Origin of the sequence: Lentilactobacillus parakefiri (assembly GCF_002157585.1) — a bacterium.
Classification (GTDB): domain Bacteria; phylum Bacillota; class Bacilli; order Lactobacillales; family Lactobacillaceae; genus Lentilactobacillus; species Lentilactobacillus parakefiri.
Map to the genome: position 1 here is coordinate 1 of NZ_BDGB01000116.1, position 20,594 is coordinate 20,594.

16 protein-coding genes and 1 pseudogene are annotated in these 20,594 nt (G+C 44.8%); 6 read left to right on the forward strand and 11 right to left on the reverse strand.

The annotated features are described in order from the left end of the window. Window positions 1–212: 212 nt before the first annotated feature. Window positions 213–2,036: a heavy metal translocating P-type ATPase gene (locus LPKJCM_RS11450; RefSeq protein WP_057961376.1), complete on the reverse strand. Its 1,824-nt coding sequence runs from the start codon at window positions 2,034–2,036 to the stop codon at window positions 213–215. A 153-nt stretch (window positions 2,037–2,189) separates the two neighbouring features. Continuing rightward, a pseudogene (locus LPKJCM_RS11455) lies at window positions 2,190–3,059 on the reverse strand (aldo/keto reductase). A gap of 243 nt (window positions 3,060–3,302) precedes the next feature. On the opposite strand from LPKJCM_RS11455, the gene LPKJCM_RS11460 reads away from it, so the two are divergent. From LPKJCM_RS11460 to ppx, 3 genes are read left to right on the forward strand one after another with little or no spacing between them, the layout of a single operon-like run. Continuing rightward, the gene (locus LPKJCM_RS11460) at window positions 3,303–4,847 is read left to right on the forward strand and encodes a Ppx/GppA phosphatase family protein (RefSeq protein WP_057961375.1); all 1,545 of its coding nucleotides are present in this window, start codon (window positions 3,303–3,305) and stop codon (window positions 4,845–4,847) included. Further along, window positions 4,844–7,021, forward strand: coding sequence for an RNA degradosome polyphosphate kinase (locus tag LPKJCM_RS11465; protein ID WP_057961374.1), 2,178 nt, complete (start codon window positions 4,844–4,846; stop codon window positions 7,019–7,021). Before LPKJCM_RS11460 ends, LPKJCM_RS11465 begins: the two co-directional genes overlap by 4 nt. Further along, window positions 7,021–7,965 (forward strand): exopolyphosphatase, encoded by a 945-nt coding sequence (gene ppx / locus LPKJCM_RS11470; RefSeq protein WP_057961373.1) that lies wholly within the window; start codon window positions 7,021–7,023, stop codon window positions 7,963–7,965. The genes LPKJCM_RS11465 and ppx overlap by 1 nt, the downstream gene beginning before the upstream one ends. A 97-nt stretch (window positions 7,966–8,062) precedes the next feature. On the opposite strand, the gene LPKJCM_RS11475 is transcribed toward ppx, so the two are convergent. The 3 genes from LPKJCM_RS11475 to spx form a co-directional block, all read right to left on the reverse strand. Continuing rightward, window positions 8,063–9,160 (reverse strand): VanZ family protein, encoded by a 1,098-nt coding sequence (locus LPKJCM_RS11475; RefSeq protein ID WP_057961372.1) that lies wholly within the window; start codon window positions 9,158–9,160, stop codon window positions 8,063–8,065. Between the two features lie 17 nt (window positions 9,161–9,177). Next, window positions 9,178–10,245, reverse strand: a complete 1,068-nt coding sequence (locus tag LPKJCM_RS11480; protein ID WP_057961371.1) for a YdcF family protein — start codon at window positions 10,243–10,245, stop codon at window positions 9,178–9,180. Window positions 10,246–10,346: 101 nt separating this feature from the next. Next, window positions 10,347–10,751, reverse strand: coding sequence for a transcriptional regulator Spx (gene spx / locus LPKJCM_RS11485; RefSeq protein ID WP_057961370.1), 405 nt, complete (start codon window positions 10,749–10,751; stop codon window positions 10,347–10,349). Window positions 10,752–10,965: 214 nt separating this feature from the next. Here spx and LPKJCM_RS11490 point away from each other — a divergent pair, with 214 nt between their 5' ends. Both LPKJCM_RS11490 and LPKJCM_RS11495 read left to right on the forward strand, forming a co-directional pair. Continuing rightward, window positions 10,966–12,084: an aminotransferase gene (locus LPKJCM_RS11490; RefSeq protein ID WP_057961369.1), complete on the forward strand. Its 1,119-nt coding sequence runs from the start codon at window positions 10,966–10,968 to the stop codon at window positions 12,082–12,084. A 617-nt stretch (window positions 12,085–12,701) separates the two neighbouring features. Continuing rightward, on the forward strand, window positions 12,702–12,962 hold the full coding sequence (locus LPKJCM_RS11495; RefSeq protein ID WP_057961368.1) for a type II toxin-antitoxin system RelB/DinJ family antitoxin: 261 nt from the start codon (window positions 12,702–12,704) through the stop codon (window positions 12,960–12,962). Between the two features lie 443 nt (window positions 12,963–13,405). Here LPKJCM_RS11495 and metF read toward each other — a convergent pair whose 3' ends face one another. The 6 genes from metF to LPKJCM_RS11525 form a co-directional block, all read right to left on the reverse strand. Beyond that, window positions 13,406–14,299, reverse strand: a complete 894-nt coding sequence (gene metF, locus LPKJCM_RS11500) for a methylenetetrahydrofolate reductase [NAD(P)H] (RefSeq protein WP_057961367.1) — start codon at window positions 14,297–14,299, stop codon at window positions 13,406–13,408. Next, on the reverse strand, window positions 14,277–16,562 hold the full coding sequence (gene metE / locus LPKJCM_RS11505; protein WP_057961366.1) for a 5-methyltetrahydropteroyltriglutamate--homocysteine S-methyltransferase: 2,286 nt from the start codon (window positions 16,560–16,562) through the stop codon (window positions 14,277–14,279). The genes metF and metE overlap by 23 nt, the downstream gene beginning before the upstream one ends. Window positions 16,563–16,699: 137 nt before the next feature. Next, the gene (locus tag LPKJCM_RS11510) at window positions 16,700–17,173 is read right to left on the reverse strand and encodes an S-ribosylhomocysteine lyase (protein WP_057961365.1); all 474 of its coding nucleotides are present in this window, start codon (window positions 17,171–17,173) and stop codon (window positions 16,700–16,702) included. A gap of 418 nt (window positions 17,174–17,591) precedes the next feature. Beyond that, complete coding sequence (locus tag LPKJCM_RS11515) at window positions 17,592–18,242, reverse strand: TetR/AcrR family transcriptional regulator (protein ID WP_057961364.1); 651 nt, start codon at window positions 18,240–18,242, stop codon at window positions 17,592–17,594. Between the two features lie 9 nt (window positions 18,243–18,251). Next, complete coding sequence (locus LPKJCM_RS11520) at window positions 18,252–19,421, reverse strand: ABC transporter permease (protein ID WP_057961363.1); 1,170 nt, start codon at window positions 19,419–19,421, stop codon at window positions 18,252–18,254. Further along, complete coding sequence (locus tag LPKJCM_RS11525) at window positions 19,399–20,136, reverse strand: ABC transporter ATP-binding protein (RefSeq protein WP_057961362.1); 738 nt, start codon at window positions 20,134–20,136, stop codon at window positions 19,399–19,401. Before LPKJCM_RS11525 ends, LPKJCM_RS11520 begins: the two co-directional genes overlap by 23 nt. A 206-nt stretch (window positions 20,137–20,342) precedes the next feature. On the opposite strand from LPKJCM_RS11525, the gene LPKJCM_RS11530 reads away from it, so the two are divergent. After that, a partial coding sequence (locus LPKJCM_RS11530; protein ID WP_174659028.1) for a UPF0236 family transposase-like protein occupies window positions 20,343–20,594 on the forward strand: 252 nt, incomplete at its 3' end.

Consider the following 20,594-nt stretch of genomic DNA (forward strand, 5'->3'; position numbering starts at 1 on the left):
AATTGGTCTAGCGCGACGAACATCGCTAACATTGCAAGTTTCTAACCAGTGAATTTTTGTACTTCACTGGGCTGGGGGAAGTATACTCTCCTCACAATTAGAACTATCAATATTTTACGTATCACCTACTTGACTTCTGACCACAAGTCTTTAAACGGTAATTGTTATCATTACAAATATAAAACAATGTGGGCTTTTGTCAAGTAATGAAATTATTGTGCCGGGATCAAATCGAGATGCTTGGTGCGGCCATTGCGTGCTCTTAGTGCCCATAAAATTGTGACCGTATCCACGACTTCTTGAAATAACGCGCCAATGATTGCCGGAATGACGCCCACGCTTGCAACCAGCATCAAGAAGGTACAAATGGCAATCCCGATTAAAACCGCTTGGCGAGCAACTTTCATGGTATCGTGGGCGATGCTGACAGCCCTGCTGACCAAGCTCAAGTCATCCTTTAAGACAACGGCATCGGCCGACTCACTCGCCGCAGTCGCCCCGTGAGCACCCATTGCGATACCAACATCGGCGATTGCTAGTGAAGGTGCGTCGTTAACACCATCGCCGACCATTACGACGGGACGGAACTTCTTTTCGATTGTTTCAATAACCTGGATCTTTTCTTCCGGCAGTCGTTGCGCATACACCTTGTCAATGCCGACTTGATTGGCAATTTCTTCAGCAATCGGCAAGCGGTCTCCAGAAATCATCATGATCTCTTTGACACCCGACTCATGAAGTTCAGCCATTACATGGCCGGCTTCGGGTCTTAATTCATCCGCAAAGGCTACGTAGCCGGCATAGTTGCCGTTAACCGAAACGTAGACCGCGGTTTGTCCCAGTGGGGTGATCGGGTCATTTGAAACAAACCCTGGTTTGCCGACCTTCACCGTTTGATCATTGATGGTCGCCTTCACCCCTTGGGCCGTTATTTCAGTGACGTTTGTGGCGACCGGGACACCGTCTTTGGCTGCCGCAACCAAAGATCTGGCCAGAATGTGGCTGGATTGCTGTTCGGCTCCTGCGGCAAGTGCGAGAACCTGTTTTTTTGTATAACCACTAACTGCGGCGATTCGGCTAACGGTCAGGTGCCCCTTTGTAATGGTTCCGGTTTTGTCGAAAGCAAAGGTCTTTGCGTTTGCCAGCTTTTCAATCACCGTACCGCTCTTCACAATAATCCCACTCCGGCTTGCCCGGCTCATGCCCGATACAAGGGCGATTGGGGCCGCCAGGATCAGCGGACACGGGGAAGCGACGACCAGGACTTCGGCAAATCGAACCGGGTCTTTTGAAATGTACCAAGCGACTCCCGCAATCATGTAAGCTAGTATCGTAAACGGCACGGCGTAACGGTCAGCCATTCGAACAAAGTGGGCCGGTGTGGTTTCGGCCTGCTTCACCAACCGGATAATATTTTGGTATTGGCTGTTTCCAGCCGTTTTGTCGGCAGTCATATCAAACGACGCATCCCCGTTAACGGCTCCCGACATCACGGTGGCACTGGGAACTTTATCAATTGGCCGTGATTCACCGGTCAAAGATGACTCATCGACTGAGGTCACGCCGGTTATAATCGTTCCATCTACCGGAATGACTTCACCCGGCTTGACGACAAGCTGATCGCCAACCTGTACTTGATCAACTTTGACGTCAACAATGTCGTCATCTTTCAGCAAATGAGCGGATTGAGGTGAATTTTCCAGTAGGGACTGTAATTCTGAATTTGCTTTGTTGGCGGCAAAATCTTCCAAAGCATACCCGCCAGTCAACATCAACAGAACAATCAGCGAGGCCCAGTATTCACCAACGGCAAGTGTTGCGACGACGGCCGTAATTGCCAGCAGGTCGACCCCAAACTTCCCGGAACGCAGTATTTTGACCATGTCAATCAACATTAAAAGCGCGATTAAAGAGCCTAAAGTTGAGATCACAATTTGGGCGTAAAGGGGGACCCCCAAGCCAAATGCCAAAACGATGGCAATGGCAGAAACAATGAGGACGGCTATCAGCCGAGTATAATTTGTGAGTTTGTTCATAGAGTTGCCCTCCAATCCTGTGGCTTTCTTTACACAAATTATAACAATTCTAAAATTTGAAGGCTAATTATAGCGCTCAAAGCAATTTTGAAGGACTTTTTCAATAAAAAATAAGCCTGCCCAAATTCAGCAGACTTACTCAAGCATTGTTCATTAATTATTAAGGTTGCTCAACGCTTTGAAATCGTCATCGCTTAACTCAACATTTGTCGCGGCAACGTTATCTTCCAAGTGTTGAATCGAACTGGTACCCGGAATTGGCAGAATGTTTGGTGAACGCTTCAGTAACCAGGCCAAGGCAATTTGGGCTTCGGAAACCCCATACTTCTTAGCAATTGCGCTCAATGGGCTATCTGCGCCAACCAGCTTGCCGGTGTCAAGTGGGAACCAGGGTAGAAAGGCCATGTGCTGGTCGGCGGCGTAGTCGACCACGTCATCGTCTTGATGATTGCCAACGTTATACAGATTTTCAATCGCGTCGATCTTGGCGTACTTTTGGGCTTCCTTAATCTGGTCAACGGTTACTTGGCTCAGACCGATATGCCTGATCTTACCCTCATTTTGCATCTTCTTAAGTTCGCCAACTTGTTCAGCGATTGGAAAATGACTATCGATTCGGTGAAGGAAAACCAGGTCTTCGTGGTCAATCCCCAGAGTCATCATGGAGACTTCAACCTGTTGTCTCAAGTAATTTGGTTCGCCATGGGGGCTCTAGATGCCCGGCCCCTGACGAGTCTGGCCAACCTTATCGGAAATGAAAATTTGATTACGGTTAGCTGCCCGTTTCAATCCAGCGGCCAAGTAACGGTCAGCAAACCAAGGGCCATAGGAATCAGCAGTATCAAAAAAGTTAATGCCTAATTCGGCAGCGTGAGCGACCACGTCGGCCGCATGGTCAGCATCCGGGTAGGGGCCCCAGGTGCCTTTACCAGTCAGCTGCATGGTTCCGTAACCCAAACGGTTAACAACAAAGTGATCGTCAAATTTGTAAGTGCCGGCTTTTGCGGCATTCAGTTCAGTCATCAAAGCCACTTCTTTCTGATGAAAATTTAGTACAATTCTGTACATCATTATTTTTAACCGGAATTCAAATGTTGTCAATCAAATCGATTGGTGAATGGCAAATTATTGACATCGATCAGCCTACGAAAATGAATCTTGATGGGAGATTGACAATGCCAAGTCGTCAACCGAATGAAAAATATTGTATACTTACATTGAAAAGAGAATTCTCCAACATAGGGAATACAAATAGAAGGTGAGACCATGGCAGCAAAGTATTATGGTGTGATTATGGTTAACGTGCAGGGATCTGAACTCCTCATTGTTAACGTCAAGAACCTCAAAACCTTGGAACATGTCAAAAAAGATATCAACTTAGGCGAGGATGTTTACCAGGACCAACCCGTTAAGTACGATTCGGTCAGCCGAGTCTCTGAAGCGGTGACTGGCTTTATTCAGATTTTGAATGATTACGGGGTAACAAATTACAAACTATTTGGAAGCAGTGCGCTTCATCAGGCATTTAATTCCGATTTTATTGCCGATCAGCTTTTTCTACATACCGGTATGAACATCGAATGGTTGTCAACAAATGAAGAAACGTATTTTCGCAACCAGAACATTTCTCTGGAATTGGCTAAGAACGAGGCGGATAAAAATCGGACCGTCTTTTTAGTTGGAATCACTTCCGGAAATACGGCGATCACTGAATTTAAAAATGGCCAGTTTGTTGACTCAACCAGCTTTGCACTCGGCCCAATCAAAATTGCTGAAGATCTGCAAAGCCTGCGGGAGACGGCCCCTAATTCAATTGGGCTTTTGAATGATTATATTGATTCTAAGCTTAACGACTTTTATATGGGTAATCCTGCCAGCGTTGTTTCAAGTCAGGAACCAAACAAAATTATTTTATTGGGATCTTTGCCGCTTCAAAGATTGGTTGAGAATTATGAACATGCCAAGGTTGGGGATGCAATTTCCGCAGAGCAATTTGCAAAGCTGGTTGACGAGCTTGTTGATGCCTCGGATCAGTATTTGATCGAACGTTTACAAGTTGAACGGGATTACATTCCGATGGTGCTGCCGGAATTGCTGCTGACAAGGCGGATTTTAAGGTTAGCGAATGCAAATGAACTCGGGTTTTCTGATTCGGGAGTCGTTGACGGCTTAGTGAATCAAGAAGCGATGGAGCAAGGATACGCCAAGCATGATTTTACGCCCGAAATTATCAAGATGGCGCTCAACTTGTCTGAACACTATGACGTCGAGCCGGTCCACAGAGACTTGGTTACAAAATTCTCCCTGCATTTATTTGACCAATTAAAACCGCTTCACAAACTGGGCCGTCGGGAACGGGTGCTTCTTCAGGTTGCATCCATTCTCCATGATGTCGGCAACTATGTTGGCATTCATGAACATTACCTGCACTCGGAGTACATTATTTTGCATTCAGAAATTATCGGCCTGTCTGCGGATGATATTCGCGTCATTGCAGCGATCGCAAGGTATCACAGTTCAACCACCCCAAATGAAGATTTAATTCACTTTCAGCACATTTCTGCGGAAAGCCGGCGATTAATTGCCAAGCTGGCCGCAATTTTACGGTTGGCTGATGCATTGGATGACGATCGGCAGCAGAAAATCAAGAAAATTTCTGTGTCGATTAAGGAAACCAAGGTGGTCATCACTGTCTTCAGCAATGCCAACTTAGCTTATGAAAACTGGATTTTTAATACAAAGAGTCATTTCTTTGCAGAAGCGTATGGATATCGAGCCGTTCTCAAACAGAGGGGAGTTAAAGCGAAATGACAGAAACAATTGATTTCAAAAACCCAAAATATTATAACAACCGGGAATTAAGCTGGCTGGACTTTAATGAACGCGTTCTTGATGAGGCCCGGGATAAGAATAATCCCCTCCTTGAACGCGTGAAGTTCTTGGGAATCACTCAAAGTAATCTAGACGAGTGGGTCATGGTTCGAGTAGCATCACTTGCCAAATTAGTGGAAGTCAAATGGGATGGCCGCGATTCGTCGGGCCGCTCCGCTGAAGAACAGTTAAGAGACGTCAACGCGAAAGCCCACAAGATGTTGATCCGCCAGTATAGTACCTTGAATCGATCACTTCTTCCGGCGCTCAGCCAAGTTGGCGTGCGTTTATTGAAGGTTGAGGACTTAACGGCCGAACAGTACCAGTTTATTAAAGGGTACTTTCACGATGAACTGTATCCCGTATTGACGCCAATGGCCGACGATAGTTCAAGACCATTCCCGTTCATTAACAACGATTCACTTAATTTGTCATTACGGCTTCATAAAAATGATGATCAAGATGGCAAAACACTCTACGCTACTTTACAGGTTCCAAGTATCTTTTCGCGAGTTGTCAAATTGCCAGGCGGCGATAATGATTTTATCTTAATTGAAGACATCATCAAGGAATTTGTCGATCAATTGTTTATTAATTACACGATCAAAGAAGTTTCCGTCTTTCGGGTTATCCGGGATATGGATCTGGATGTTGCCGAAGAAGATACATCCGACCTGCTTAAAAAAGTACAGCAGCAGTTGAAGCTTCGAGAGCACGGCCACGTTATCCGCTTGGAAGTCGACTCAACGATTAGCAACAAGCTCCGTAAGCGATTGGTTAAGGAACTGCAAACGGCAGAAGACTCAGTTTATGAAGTCAACGGGCCGCTTGATTTAACCTTCATGAGCAAGCTGGCCAGTCAAGTGGTTGGCCACGATGATTTGAAGTATCGGCCATTCAAACCCTATCAGCCAGAGGAACTCAACGATGAGCACAACATCTTTGACGCTATTCAAAAACATGATTGGTTGATGCAGCATCCTTATGATAAGTTTGATTCCGTGGTGGAATTTATTCGTCAGGCATCAGTTGATAGTGAGGTTCTGGCTATTAAGATGACGCTTTACCGAGTATCCGGTGATTCACCAATCATTAAATACTTAGGCAGGGCAGCTCAAAACGGCAAGCAGGTCACCGTTTTGGTTGAGGTCAAAGCCCGGTTTGATGAGAAGAATAACGTTCATTGGGCCCGCCAGCTGGAAAAGATGGGCTGTCACGTTATTTATGGCCTTGTTGGGTTGAAGACCCACTCCAAGCTATCCTTGGTGGTTCGTCGAGAAGAAAATGGGATTCGCCGCTACGTTCACATGGGAACTGGCAACTATAACGATGTGACCGCCCACTTCTACACCGATTTGGGCCTGCTTACCTGCAATACGGATATCGGCCTTGACGTTACGAACATCTTTAACATGCTGTCAGGTTATTCACGGCCGCCTTATTTCCACCAGCTTCATATTTCCCCACATGGCATTCGGGACTTCATCGACTCCCAGCTGTCGGAAGCCAGTAAGTACGCTAAGGAGGACAAGCCGGTTCACGTTCAAATGAAGATGAACTCGTTATCTGACCAGGATATGATTGCTAAGTTATATGAGGCGTCACATGCGGGAGTTAAAATTGACCTGATTGTGCGGGGAATCTGCTGCTTGAAGACCGGCATTAAAGACGTTTCTGAAAATATCTCCGTTCATTCAATTGTCGGTCGTTTTTTGGAACACAGCCGGATTTATATGTTTAATTTTGACGGCGACCAACAAGTTTATCTATCAAGTGCTGATCTGATGACCCGAAACCTGAATCGTCGAGTTGAGCAGCTGTTTCCAGTTCTTCAGCCGGACTTGGCGCGTCGAGTGGTCGATATCTATAACACAATGTGGAACGACAATGTTAAAATGCGAATGCTGGATAAGGATGGTGTTTACAAACGAGTTGATCGAAGAGGCCGTGAACCGCTTGACTGCCAAGAGTTCTTTGCGGCACAGGCAACTAAAATGACTAAGAATCAGCAAAGCGACTTCGGGTCAAAAAGCGGTATTCAGTTTCAACCGATGATGAGTCCCCAAAACCAACCTGACCCTTTTAACGATGAAGATGGGAGCGATAACCAATAATGGAAAATTTTGCGGTGATTGATTTGGGGTCCAACTCAGTTCGAATGACCATCAGCCGAATTAGTGATGATGGCACGTATGAGACTGTGGCCGAAGAAAAGGAATATGTCCGCCTCTCAGAGAATATGGGGGCAGAAAAGATCTTGCAGCCAGAGGCAATTGAGCGGACAATCGCTGCTTTAAAGGGCTTCAAGGTGATTTATTCCAAGCTGGATAACTTAACGATTAAAGCCGTTGCGACTGCTGCAGTGCGTCAGGCCACCAATCAAAAACAGTTTTTAAAACGTGTCAAAAATGATATTGGCATCAACTTGACGGTTATTTCCGGCGCTAAAGAAGCTTATTATGACTACGTCGGGGTTAACGAAACGCTGCCGGCAACCAATGCGGTGATTATTGATACGGGTGGGGCCAGTGCCGAAATTATTCTGGTACAAAACGGTAAAGTCAGCAACCTCATCAGTATTCCGATTGGTTCGGTGACCTTGTCATCTAAATTCGACTTGGCTGATGTGATTTCGGCAAAAGAGGTCTTCAAAGCGATGATCTTTGTGAACGAAATTTTCCAAAATGTTTGGTGGCTCAGAAATGGGTTGAATCTCCCCATTATTGGCTTAGGGGGCAGTAATCGAACCTTGGCCAAAATCAATCGTCGATTTAATAACCTGTTGGATACGAATGATATTCACGGCTATCAGCTGCGTGACAGCTTAATTAATGAGACGTTTGAGCGGATCATTGATATGAATTTGGAAGAACGCAAAAAAGTCCCCGGAATCAATAAGGAACGGGCAGATATCATTGTTGGCGGGCTGATTCCAGTCATTCTATTAATGAATTATCTGGATTCTGATCGGATCATGTTTTCAACCAGTGGCTTACGTGAGGGTATCTTATTCGAAAAGTTACATGATATTATTCAAACCAATATTGCTGAAAAATAACTGATGATTATCATTCAGCTTTAAACGTATAACGGCCTTTGGCAGTCGTTCCCAGATTGGGAGCGGCTGCCAAAGGCCGTTTGCTATTTTAAATGGCTCATGCTGGCTTGGTATCTGTTCGACTTAACCATTCAAAGAACAGTAAATGTTTCTTTGAGAACCAGTCAATTAGCAGGTCCACAAAGACTAACAGTAAGAAGAACGAGAGGACCAACACAAGATGGAAAATAGTAGTTAATTGATTATAGGGTGCGGTGGCTGTCATGTCTAACAGTCGGCCGACCGTTGCAAAGAGGCCGCCGATAATCCCATAACCGAAGAGGTTGCGCACTAGAATTTGAACTCGACTTGCGTCTTGGCCATCTCGGTTAACGATTCTAATGTGCACCAACCGCATCCCGATTGTCTGTTGTTTCATCAATTCGAATGCGAGGATAAAGATAACAAATCCAATAGCGGTAGTGATCCATTCCGGTTTAACAAAGATACCCAGAATCGAACTGAAAATTGAAATAATGATCCAATCACTTGCCAGAGCAACAATTCGTCTAACCGGGGATACATTATGGCTGAGTGCCACTGTCCGTTTTGTAACCTGCTCCTTAGTTGGCAGATACCGCCCAAGCCAGGCTGCTCCTAATGCCCCAAGTGTGCCACCGGTCGTGTTAAGCAGTAGGTCGTCGACATCAAACAGCCGATATGGACGGGGATAGTAGCCATAAAGGCCACTAAGCTGGGTCAATTCAAAGAACAGTGATAGACAGAAACTAAACAGAATGGTTTGTTTCCATGACCGCTGAAAATAATAATGCATGTAAAAGCCAAACGGAACGGTCAAAAAGATGTTGAACAATGGCTGAATGACGGTCGGTGCCTTTAAAGCCGCAATCCAAGTGCCCGGGTGGGTCAGTGAAAATGGATTGTATTTAATGAATTCCCGGACAAAGGTAAACGGCACAAAATTATGGGTGGGGGTAGTCAAATGGGCAACATAAGTCCGAGTTGGCAACGGTAGAATGGTTAAGAAGTAGGCGCACATCATGTAGAACACAAATGTGTAAAGCATGAAGATGCTCCACTTCGGCAAGGCGCCATACTTATGGTAGTTCACCAATAAGATTGGCAGTGTAACAAAAATTGAAAGCAGTGGGAACAAAAAAGCCGCTGTATAAATAACATGAATGTATTGTGACATGTGAGTCTCCTAAAAAATTATTTGAGGGTTTCGCCCGGAATAAAGTACTGCAGCAGGCCGGCGCCAATTGCAATCAGTAAGATCAATCCGATAATGGCGAGATTTGAGCGCTTATTCATCACCAAAAGTGCCAGGTGTTCACGAATAACGGCATTGGGTAAGAAGTAAAACGGCGTCGGGGCCCCAACACCAACAGCTGCAAACTTCAATTTTCTGGCAAGGACGCCGGCTCGCAGCGTGTGATAATTGTTGGAGACAAAGATGACCTGATTGTCGTCTCGGCCGCTGTCCTTTTCAATGATTGCCCGGGAAAACTGCAGGTTCTGCAGGGTGTTAACGGACTTTCCTTCGACCAGAGTATCTGATTTGGAAATGCCGTGCTCCAAAGCATATTTCTGCATTGCTTCTCCTTCAGGCAGCAGTTCATCACCACCCTGGCCGCCAGAAAAAATCAGCTTTGCGTGTTTGCCGGTCGCTTTGAGTTGATCTTGATAAAAGTCAATGGCTTTATCAATGCGATTACCTAGTAGGCGACCGACTTTGTAGCCATCAATTAGGCCACTGCCAAGGACAATAATGTAGTCCTTATCTTTCTTGGGAAAATAAAGCCGATAGAGCAACATTGATGAGATCGTGTTCCAAACCGTGAGTAAGACGTATGCAATCAGCAGCGTTAGAAAAGTGGTGACAGCCGACTGTAGCGGCTTGGGTCCAAACGATGGGTTGGTGAAGTACAGAATGTCAACAACGACAACCACAATCCCGGACAACATTGTTAGTGAACTGCTTAAGCTGTAGCCTTCACGTTTCCAGACAACAAAGGCGTTGATGAAGAAGAAAACAAAACTCAGTGCCAGCCCTAGGAAAACCAGGGCACCAACGATAAAAACCGCAACGCCCAGAATGATCCCCCAGGATTGGCTGTTCAGGACCGAAATCAGCTGAACTAAAAAAAGCAGAAGAACCAACAGTGATAGGTTGGCTAGTGCCCCCAGATACAATGAATTTCGAATTTTAATCAAGTATGTACAGAATAATCCAACGACCACAATCAACACAATTGACGTTGGCAGCAGTAAAGCCATAAAAAACACCCCTTTGAAACATTATATTTCAAAGGGTGAAGACGAACAAGCAAAAAAGGGTGGCTGAATAATCGTCAGCTGGCGGTTGGCATTCAAATTGGTCATTGGATGGCGGCTGCTTGCGTTAGCAGGTTAGCTAATTGTTGCTTTCTGGCCTGTCTGGGAAGGAAGCTTCGAATATTATCCTCGCTAAAGCCAACCTGCAGCTGCTGGTCATCGAAAATGAGCGGTCGGCGAATTAAGTCGGTGTGCTGAACCATTAGGTCGATCAATTGTGATACAGTAAGGTTATCAAAATTGATTTTGAGCTTTCGGTAGCTGGTGCAGCGAGTTGAAATTAAGTCTTCAGTCCCATTTTCCGATAACCGAAGGAGGCACTTGATATCATCGGCAGTTAACGGCTGCTTGGAAATATCACGTTCGGTGAATTCAATATCATGATTGATCAGCCATTTTTTTGCCCGTCGACTGGATGAACTGCTGGGTGCTAAATATAAGTTGATCATGGTTGCCATCTCCTTTGATGACTACGACAACAGCGGGTTTGCTGCATTGATCTAAAACCCTCTCCCCACTTTAATTTTATCATATGTATAATTGAAGTCAAATGTAAACTATAAGCAAATCGTTAAAAATAAGCCCTGAATTTTTTTGGACGCGTCGTTAGGACACTGGTTATGAAAATAAAATCAATTATTAAATTAAAAGGAGTGGTACTAAATGAAAATTGCCGGATTTGGCGTTGAAGAATGGTTAAACCAATGGGAAAAATCCGCCACGATAGATATTTCTCAGAGCACAATTTCATCGATGACCATGCAGGAAGCTCTGGCACTCGATGGTAATAACGGGGTGGAATTTTACGAGTTGCTGGACAAGGCCAAAATGAATTACGGTTGGATTGAGGGCTCGCCCGCTTTTAAAAGCGAAGTGGCGAAACTTTATCAACACGTTGATCCCGAAAATGTTCTCCAGACAAATGGGGCGACGGGGGCTAATCATTTAGCATTGTACGCTCTAATTGAACCGGGCGATCACGTCATTTCCGAGTACCCGTCTTATCAGCAGCTTTACGACATTCCCAAATCACTTGGTGCTGACGTTGACTTTTGGCAGATTCATGAGGACAAGCAGTGGTATCCGGATATTGATGAACTCAAATCACTGATCAGGCCTAATACCAAAATGATTTGTCTGAATAATGCGAATAATCCCACCGGCACTTTACTAGACGAGGACTTCTTAAAGCAGGTGGTTGAGTTGGCCAAACAAGTTGGCGCCTACGTCCTGGTCGATGAAGTCTATTTGCCACTGGATCATCCTGAAGCCTTTACGTCGATTGTCGATCTCTATGATAAAGGGATTGCGACCAATTCATTGTCCAAAACCTATTCGATGCCTGGTATTCGAATCGGCTGGACGGCTTCCAATCATGAAGTCGCAGACATTTTCCGAAAGTATCGGGATTATACGATGATCTGTGCCGGGGTTTTCAACGACTTAATGGCAACCTACATTTTGAAACATCGAAAACAGGTCTTAAAAAGAAACCAACAATTGGTGATGAAGAACCTGGCAATCTATCGTCAGTGGATTGATGATGAACCGCGGGCGAGTGTTGTGATGCCCCAAGCAGTGTCGACTTCCTTTCCAAAACTGGATGTTCCAGACGAGATTGAAGATTTCTGCCTGCGACTGCTAAAAGAAACCGGAGTTTTATTAGTACCCGGAAATCGGTTCGACATGCCTGGGCACGTGCGCTTGGGATACTGTGCTGATGAAGCAACTCTGAGAACCGGTTTAAAGCGGCTGTCAAAGTTCTTAAGACAGTACGACTAAAATCGATCATTCTGGCAGGATTTTCTTATAAGGTGGTAAAGTTGGTTGCGATTTGCTTAAGGATTAAGAGAGAAATCTGAATTGTCGGGTACTTTAAACTTGGGTTAAGCTGGCACTTGTAATCTAAGGACAATCAAATATGAAAGAAGGGATCAGCAAGGCTTCAGGTTAAGTACCGTCGGTGAATTGCACTAACGTCAAAAAGTTGAAGAAAGTCTCCTCCAAGATATGATCTTCAAAATAATCGTCAAGCGTGCTTATGAGAAAGGAAGTTGGTTAATGAACCGAAAAAAATTGTATTATACGTCAGGGATTGCTGCGACAGCCATGGTATTAATGGTTGCCCGCCGGATCTTTTTCCGATCACATTTAACGCTTCATGCAAACTAAACTAATTCTTCTCCTCCAAGAAAGAATGGTTATTAAAAATCGCTGAGTTCCATAATTGTTCAAGCCAATTATGAGACCTAGCGATTTTTTGATTGATTGCTTTTTGTTTTGTCGGTTATTCTCTGAGAGCCAGCAGACAATTAATTAAAGATTATGAGTAAAGCGGTGGTATTCTTTGGTTGAGTATGTACGCTGTATGACGGACAATAAAGGATGAGGTGATTGATATGGCAAGAATTGAAGCGAGAATTGATGAGGAAACGAAGAAAAAGGCAATTGCGGAATTACAAAAGCACCAAATTACTTTGTCAGAATTTGTCCAAGCACAGGTAGCTACGGTGGCCTTGGACGGTTTGCCGCCTTATTATTCGATGCCCAATGCGGGACAAGACAAAGCAATTCAAGAAATTGCGGATGATTTGACTGGTAAGCAGAAATTGCCGGGTGTCACTACCCCCGATGATTTGGAGCGGTTGTTAAATGAATGAAGTCAGGTTTACCTCAGCGTTCAAAAAACAGTATAAAAAAGTCCGTCGTGGCGCGCAATGGGATCGAGTTTTTAAACGCCCGCTGCCTGAGGAGATCAATATTGAGAAACGGACTCCTTGGGAATACATAAAAAATTGTTTTTAGTATGTCAAAGGACTGCACAATTACAGTCCTTTCGCTTAATGTAAGATCAATTTATAATTTTTATCATTATATCTCGCAATACGTTCTGACGACCCAGAGGCATACTGCATAAGCAGTTAAGGCTAAGGTAGTTACTGCATTGGTCCCACACAGAAGGGCACGTTTGTTAGGTCCTTATGTGATCCCTTCGGCCTTGAAAATACGCTCCGACGACCCAGGACCCGGCCACATAAACAAAAAAATTCAACGATGAACCAAAACCGTTCATCATTGAATTTTTCTGCTTATGTTCTGGGTCCTAACCGGGTCTCGTCGCGCTCTGACTTGATGCCTCAAACACCGATCTGGTTTCCTCCCAGATTCGTTTGGCAATTTTGGACTTATTCATCGTATAGAGGTGAATACCATCGACACCCTGTGAAACCAAGTCGATGATTTGGTCAACCGCATAGGCAATTCCAGCGTCCAACATGGCTTCTTTGCTGTCTTGATAACGATCCATAATTGCCGCAAACTTCTTTGGAATTGGAACCCCGGAAATTTGGGTAATCCGTTCGATCTGATTTTTGTTGGTACAGGGCATAATGCCGGCCTCAATTGGCACGTTGATTCCAGCAATTTCTGTTTTTTCTTTGAAATCATAAAATGCCTGATTGTCAAAAAACAGTTGGCTGATTAAATGGTCAGCACCGGCATCCACTTTTTCCTTGAGATGGCCGATATCATCGACAAAATCGGCAGCTTCCGTATGGCAATTGGGATAACACGCACTGGCAATGCTAAAGTCAGGACGCCGTTCATGAACAAAATGGACCAGTTCATTCGCGTGACTGAAATCGCCAACCGGGGTTTTGCCAGGGATTCGATCACCACGAAGGGCTAAGATGTTTTTGACGTTGATCGAATCAAGCCGATCGAGGAGTGCCAAGACTTGCTCTTTAGTCTGATAAAGTCCCGGAACGTGAGAAACAGCCGGAATGTTGAGCTGATTTTGAATCAAGTCAGCAATGGTGACCGTCCCATTGCAGTGGTCAGTTCCGCCAGCTCCCAAAGTAACCGAAATGAAATCCGGCTGCAGTGATTGGAGTCGTTTGAGAGTGGGCAGAATGGCATCGGTGGGAGAATCCTTTTTCGGCGGGAACACTTCCAGTGAAAAGACCGTTTTTTGTTTAAATAACCCCGTTAGGCTCATTGATTTCACTCCTAACCTTCTTGGTGGCATCAACGATATTCTTTAAGCTTTCAAACGATTCGTCTTCTGAGCGGGTCTTCAGCCCACAGTCAGGGTTGATCCAAACTTTCTCAACGGGGAGCTTGGCAACTAACTGCTTAATCAAGCCTTCAACCTCTTGCTCAGACGGAATTCGTGGTGAATGAATGTCATAGACGCCGGGACCAACTTCTGTCTGGAATTTGGCAGCAACCAATTGATCGATCAAAGTAAAGTCGGCACGGGAAGCTTCAAATGAAATCACGTCAGCATCCAGGGCGTCAATCGCTTTAATGATGTCGCCAAATTCGCTGTAGCACATATGGGTATGAATTTGGGTACTTGGTTGGACCTTGCTGTGTACCAGACGGAAGGCGGGAACTGCCCAGTCCAAGTATTCTGAGTACCAGTTGGACTTTCTGAGCGGCAGATTTTCACGCAGGGCTGGTTCGTCAATTTGAATGATCTTAATATCATGTTTTTCCAAGTCTAAGACTTCATCTTGAAGGGCGAGGGCAATTTGAGTGACGGATTCTTTTGGCGTGACATCTTCTCGTGGGAATGACCAGTTGAAAATGGTAACTGGGCCCGTTAGCATGCCCTTCATTGGCTTGTCGGTTAAATTCTTGGCAAAGACAGAAGCGGCCACGGTGATTGGGGCAGTTCGGCTGATATCGCCCCAGATAATTGGTGGCTTAACCCCCCGGGTTCCGTATGATTGAACCCAACCGTTTTGGGTAAAGACAAAGCCGGCTAATTTTTCACCGAAGTATTCAACCATGTCATTTCGCTCATACTCACCATGAACCAATACGTCCAGTCCAATTTCTTCTTGGATCTTGACAATTCGGCGAATCTTATCTTGGTTAAATTTGTCGTATGCTGCCCTGGTGATTTCACCGTGGCGCAGTTTGGCCCGGTTTTGACGGACATCCTTGGTTTGAGGGAAGGAACCAATGGTGGTTGTTGGCAAAATTGGCAGGTTGAATTCCTTCTTTTGAATCTTCTCTCGTTCACTTCGAGCCGGCAGACGGGTGTAATCGGCATCGGTCAAATCGTTGACCCGGTCGTGGACGGCTTCGTTATAGGGATGCTTCACATTTTTAAACAGAGTATCGTTTTTTTCGAGCGCAGCCTTACCGTCAGCTTCGTCATGGTAAATGGTATCGAGTTCCTTTACTTCAGTCAGTTTTTCGATGGCAAATGCCAAGTGCTGCTTGACGTCGACAGGAACTTTGGTTTCATCCGCAGCACTGTATGGGACTTGCAGCAGGGAAGCCGAAGTGTTCAGAACGACTTTGGCATCGGTGTTGAGATTGTTCAACAAGTCAATGGTCTTAGCGTAGTGGTTCCGCCAAATGTTTTTGCCGTTAACGACACCGGCAAATAATACCTTGTCGGCAGGAAAGCCGTTTTGCTTCAGCAATTCAACGTTATAGTGGCCCTCAACAAAATCAAGGCCAATCCCGTCAAAGTCGAGGCTGATCACATCATTATAGATATCACGAATATCGCCAAAGTAGTTCTGCAGGAGAATCTTGCTAGAACCCTTGGCAGCCAGGATTCCTTGATATAATTGACCAAAGCGGGCCTTTTCTGCTGAATCAACGTCAAAACTAAGGGCTGGTTCGTCAATTTGGATCCAGGTAACGCCCTGCTTGTTCAGCCGTTGAATGACTTTTGAGTAGGCAGAAATTAGATCGTCCACAAAGTCGTTCGGGGTGGTGCCATCAAGAAAGCGGCTCAGCTTGAGTAACGTATACGGGCCAGTGATGACCGCTTTGGCATTAACGCCCAGCTTGAGTGCTTCATCGACTTCATTAAATAGTTTGTCACCGACTAGCTTAACGTTGGTGGTTTTAGTAAATTCCGGTACAATATAGTGGTAGTTAGTGTTGAACCATTTTTTCATCGGCAGTGCCTTAACGGTTTCAGTACCATTTTGATAGCCGCGGGCCTGGGCAAAGTATTCGTCAAGCGGCGATAAGTTAAGTTCCTTGTAACGTTCAGGGACAATGTTCAATAAGTTGGCGGTGTCTAAAACACCATCAAAAAATGAGAAGTCGCCAACTGGAATCAGGTCGATGCCGGCCTTTTGTTGGGCCTGCCAATGATTTTTTCTGATTTCATAAGCTGTTTGCAGTAATTCAGTTTGGTCAATTTTGTTCTTCCAGTAATGTTCAGTTGCGAATTTTAATTCGCGATGGTGACCGATTCTTGGAAAGCCGATAATGGTAGTTGTCATGAATGTTTCCTCCGTTTGTTTTGGTTGATTACTTTCAATTATTTTTGTGTTTGTTGATCGCTTTTGACGCTCATTCAGCTTCGAAAACACGTTTGTTAGGTTCTTGTGTGCTCCCTGAGGCCTTTAAAATACACTCTCTAGACTACGTGACGTTCATAAGGATCGTTTGAGATCCCTTCTTCGAGGACCTTCTTGCTCCATTCCTTGGCTGAGAACAGCGAATGGTCGCGGTAATTGCCGCAGCTATATTTATCTACGCCAGGGACATCCTTCCATTCCACTTTGTTGGCGATCTCGTCAAGGGAGCCTTTGAGTGCTTCGGCGACTTCGGTGGTGCTGTGTTCACCCCAAGTAATCAGATGAAAGCCGGTTCGACAGCCAAATGGGGAACAGTCGATGACCCCGTCCAAACGATCACGCAAGAGGCTTGCTAAGAGGTGCTCAATCGTGTGAAGGCCAGCGGTTGGAACTGCGGTTTCGTTGGGCTGGGTTAATCGGAGGTCAAAATTGGAAATCACGTCGCCGTTAGGACCGGTCTCCGTGGTAATCAAACGGACATAGGGTGCTTTAACCAATGTGTGATTCAATGTAAAACTTTCAACTTTTGCCATAATATAATCAATCTCCCTAGATAAAGTATTAATTTGTTTTTAATGCTAGAATAGTCATCTGAATTGATGGCAATAAAAAAACATTCGTCCCTCACATCAGAATTAATCTGACGGAGGGGCGAATGTTTCGCTTTACCACCCTGAATTTGTATTGCCCTCACAAGCAATACCTCTGAAAGTACCAGACATCGATACTCGGCGATGTAACGGTCGCACCCGGAGATCAAGCGTTAACTTGAAGTCGCTATTCAGAGTTCATCTTCATGCGCTTACGGACCATCCTTTTTCATCAACCGGATTCTCTAAGGGTTCGTTGACTCACTACTCTTCTCTTCAGATCTTTCACTAACTAGCATTAAAATTTAATGATAATAATAGTCGTTGTTCTAATGTTTGTCAACCAGATCGTCAAATTAAATTATTTTTCTGGCGAAAGTCCTTTAACCAAGAACTCCACAGCTTGGTCAATCACCTGGTCGATATCAAATTGGCGGTCAAACAGAATCATCTGGGCACCAAAGCCGGCACCAATTGAGAGAACGTACTCGAGAATTCGTCCCGTTTCCCAATCGACGAGGAGGTGCTGCTGTTTGAGATTATCAATCACCTTGGGGATGGTCGTGGTGAGAACGTCTTTGACCGGAGCAACCAGTTCTGCCAACAATTGGGGATCATTGACCGCCTGCATGAATAAGATCTTGAGAATTTGCTTATTTTCTGTGGCAAACTTCAGTCGGTTCTTTAACGTTGGCTTAAGGAAATCTGCCAGACTGCTATATTCAAACCGACTGATGTCGTCGGCAAATTCCTGAGCGGCTCTGGGGATCGTTTTTGAAAATAGAGGATGAACCACCGCTTGGAGCAATTGCTCCTTAGTCTTAAAACGTTTATAAACGGTGCCCTGACTGACTCCAGCCTTGTCAGCAATATCAGCCGTGGTGGTTGCCTCGAACCCCTTAGCGGCAAATAATTCCAAGCAGGCTTTGAGAACCTGTTTTTGCTTTTGGGGTAAATCGGTTGTGGAATCAATATCTTCTGAATAAAATGATTCAATTGAAGTTGAAGCCATCCTTGTCACCTACACTTTCCGATACTTGCGCATACCAATCATATTCAACACGATGAATACCACTAGGAATGCTAGTATAGCAGAAAATTGCGGGAGAATTGAAGCGAAGGTCGCCTGCTTTTGAATCACATCGGTCAGCGCACTGGCGCCGTAGTATAACGGCATGATGTGGGCAATTACTTGCAGCCAGCCGGCCATGTTGGCAACTGGAATCAAACCGGAAAAGAAAATTTGCGGAATGACAACGATTGGAATGAATTGAACCATTTGAAATTCCGAGGCGGCAAAGGTCGAAACAAACAGGCCCATCGAAAGTGCCACCATTGCCAGAGCAAAGCAGATTAGTAAGACGACCCAGATGCTGCCTAGAATCGAGATTCCCAGGACGTAGATACAGAATAGGACAATCACTGCGGTTTGGATAATCGCGACGGCGCCGTAGCCGGTCAAATAGCCATAAATAATTTCACTTCGTTTTACCGGTGTTGCCAACAAACGGTCCAGGGTTCTGGAGTTACGTTCATTCAGCAATGAAATGCCAGAAATTAGGAAAACAAAGAAGAAGACCATGAAGCCTAAGAATACAGGCAGCATTGTGGTAAAGAATGACGAATTGCTTTTACCGTAAAGGTAGTGCTGGGTCAACTTGAGGCTAGTTGGATTTTGCAGATTTTTTGGCGTGGATGGGGCGGAAATCCGGTTACTAATGGTTGCCGGCAGCTGCTTTTTGATTTGTTGCAATTGAGCCTGCATCTTTAGTAGACCTACCTTGGATTTTTGAGTGGCAGATACAAGCTGTTTAATCTGAACGTTGATCAGCGCCATTTGAACGGATTTCTTAATGATGGCCGTTTTGTTCTGGTCGGCGTTTTGATAGGTCACGACCAGTTTACCGTCGCTTTTTTTGATAAAACCGGCGTAGTCCTTGTCTCGGATCACTTTCTTGGCGGGCGTATCTGAGCTTATTTGATGAATCTTGAGGTGTTTGTTATCAATTGTTTTAATTAGCGAGCTGGAGATATTGTAGCTACCCATGTCAGCCACTGTATTGGTATTTGATTGGAACAAAAAATACATCAGTGACAAGATGAACAGCGGGGCAATACACATCAGCGCCAGGGTCCTTTTGTCACGAAACATTTCAACGAAGATGCGTTTAGTGATTGTTAGAATTCTCATTTGATTTCCCCGCTTTCAAAAAGACCTGTTCCAAATTATCAACGTGATATTCCTGTTCCAAGCTGTGAGGCGAGCCGTGGGTAATGATGTGACCTTCTCGAATCATCAGTAATTCGTCGCATTCGGCTGCGTCTTCCATGACGTGGGTGGTGATGATAATTGATTTGCCATCCCGAGCGTATTTTCGCAGCTCATCCCAAATTTGGCGGCGGAGTTCCGGATCAATGCCGACGGTCGGCTCATCCAAAACTAACAAATCGGGGTCTTGAATCAAACTGATGGCTAACGACAATCGACGTTTCATGCCACCGGAATAATTGCTGACCCGTTTGCCCAAGTCTTGGTTGAGATTAACAACGCCTGCTGTATAGTCAATGCGGGCGTTAAGCCGGTCCTTTTTGACGCCAAACAGCTGGGCAAAGAACTTGAGATTTTCGCGTCCGGTTAAACTTTCGTATAAGGCGTCATCCTGAGCCATAAAGCCAATTCGCTGCAAGACTTGGCGGTTGGGCATTGGATTGCCAAAGATCGTGACTTCACCGTTATCAGGTTGTTCCATCCCCATGATATTTTTAATAATGGTTGTCTTGCCGGCACCTGATGGGCCAATCAGTCCCAAAATTTCATGAGCGGAAGCGGTGAGATTGACATCGTGTAAAATGCGCTTTTTGTTGAAGCTCTTATTGACGTGAGTCACTGTTACAGCAGCATCCATGATTAATTTCTCCTTATGTGAGTGAGTACTAACTCACTTATGCTTTTAGTATACCTCATCAAAAGTGAGCTAAGTGTATAATTTTTTGCGGTAAGTTGAATAAATAATTAAAAAAGCTCAAATCCTTTGAAATTGGACTTGAGCTCAAACAAAAAGACCAGTAGTCTGATGTTAAGAACAAAAAACACATTAGAAGCCGGTCTTTTATGGAATCTATTATAGCTGATATCGTAAAAATTATTAAGTCTGAAAATAATGTTATTGCCCGTGAAAAGGCATTAATGTGCTACTTCTTTGATTTGATTAGAGAATTAATTAAATTAGCACTAGAAGAAGTTGATGCCGGCTTAGTTGAAGAAACTAAAAAGCAAGGCTATCAGATTGAAAAGAAAAATAAGCGCTCAGTTGTGACTGCCTTTGGTGAGATTAGCTATTGGCGCAGAAGATATGTCTGTCCA

Excerpts from the sequence above, each read along its gene's own strand:
- LPKJCM_RS11480 (WP_057961371.1), bottom strand. The coding sequence starts at position 10,245 with ATGGCTTTACTGCTGCCAACGTCAATTGTGTTGATTGTGGTCGTTGGA.
- metF (WP_057961367.1), bottom strand. The coding sequence starts at position 14,299 with ATGAGCCTAACGGGGTTATTTAAACAAAAAACGGTCTTTTCACTGGAA.
- LPKJCM_RS11460 (WP_057961375.1), top strand. The coding sequence starts at position 3,303 with ATGGCAGCAAAGTATTATGGTGTGATTATGGTTAACGTGCAGGGATCT.
- LPKJCM_RS11475 (WP_057961372.1), bottom strand. The coding sequence starts at position 9,160 with ATGTCACAATACATTCATGTTATTTATACAGCGGCTTTTTTGTTCCCA.
- LPKJCM_RS11520 (WP_057961363.1), bottom strand. The coding sequence starts at position 19,421 with ATGAGAATTCTAACAATCACTAAACGCATCTTCGTTGAAATGTTTCGT.
- spx (WP_057961370.1), bottom strand. The coding sequence starts at position 10,751 with ATGATCAACTTATATTTAGCACCCAGCAGTTCATCCAGTCGACGGGCA.
- LPKJCM_RS11450 (WP_057961376.1), bottom strand. The coding sequence starts at position 2,036 with ATGAACAAACTCACAAATTATACTCGGCTGATAGCCGTCCTCATTGTT.
- metE (WP_057961366.1), bottom strand. The coding sequence starts at position 16,562 with ATGACAACTACCATTATCGGCTTTCCAAGAATCGGTCACCATCGCGAA.
- LPKJCM_RS11465 (WP_057961374.1), top strand. The coding sequence starts at position 4,844 with ATGACAGAAACAATTGATTTCAAAAACCCAAAATATTATAACAACCGG.
- ppx (WP_057961373.1), top strand. The coding sequence starts at position 7,021 with ATGGAAAATTTTGCGGTGATTGATTTGGGGTCCAACTCAGTTCGAATG.
- LPKJCM_RS11490 (WP_057961369.1), top strand. The coding sequence starts at position 10,966 with ATGAAAATTGCCGGATTTGGCGTTGAAGAATGGTTAAACCAATGGGAA.
- LPKJCM_RS11515 (WP_057961364.1), bottom strand. The coding sequence starts at position 18,242 with ATGGCTTCAACTTCAATTGAATCATTTTATTCAGAAGATATTGATTCC.
- LPKJCM_RS11495 (WP_057961368.1), top strand. The coding sequence starts at position 12,702 with ATGGCAAGAATTGAAGCGAGAATTGATGAGGAAACGAAGAAAAAGGCA.
- LPKJCM_RS11510 (WP_057961365.1), bottom strand. The coding sequence starts at position 17,173 with ATGGCAAAAGTTGAAAGTTTTACATTGAATCACACATTGGTTAAAGCA.
- LPKJCM_RS11525 (WP_057961362.1), bottom strand. The coding sequence starts at position 20,136 with ATGGATGCTGCTGTAACAGTGACTCACGTCAATAAGAGCTTCAACAAA.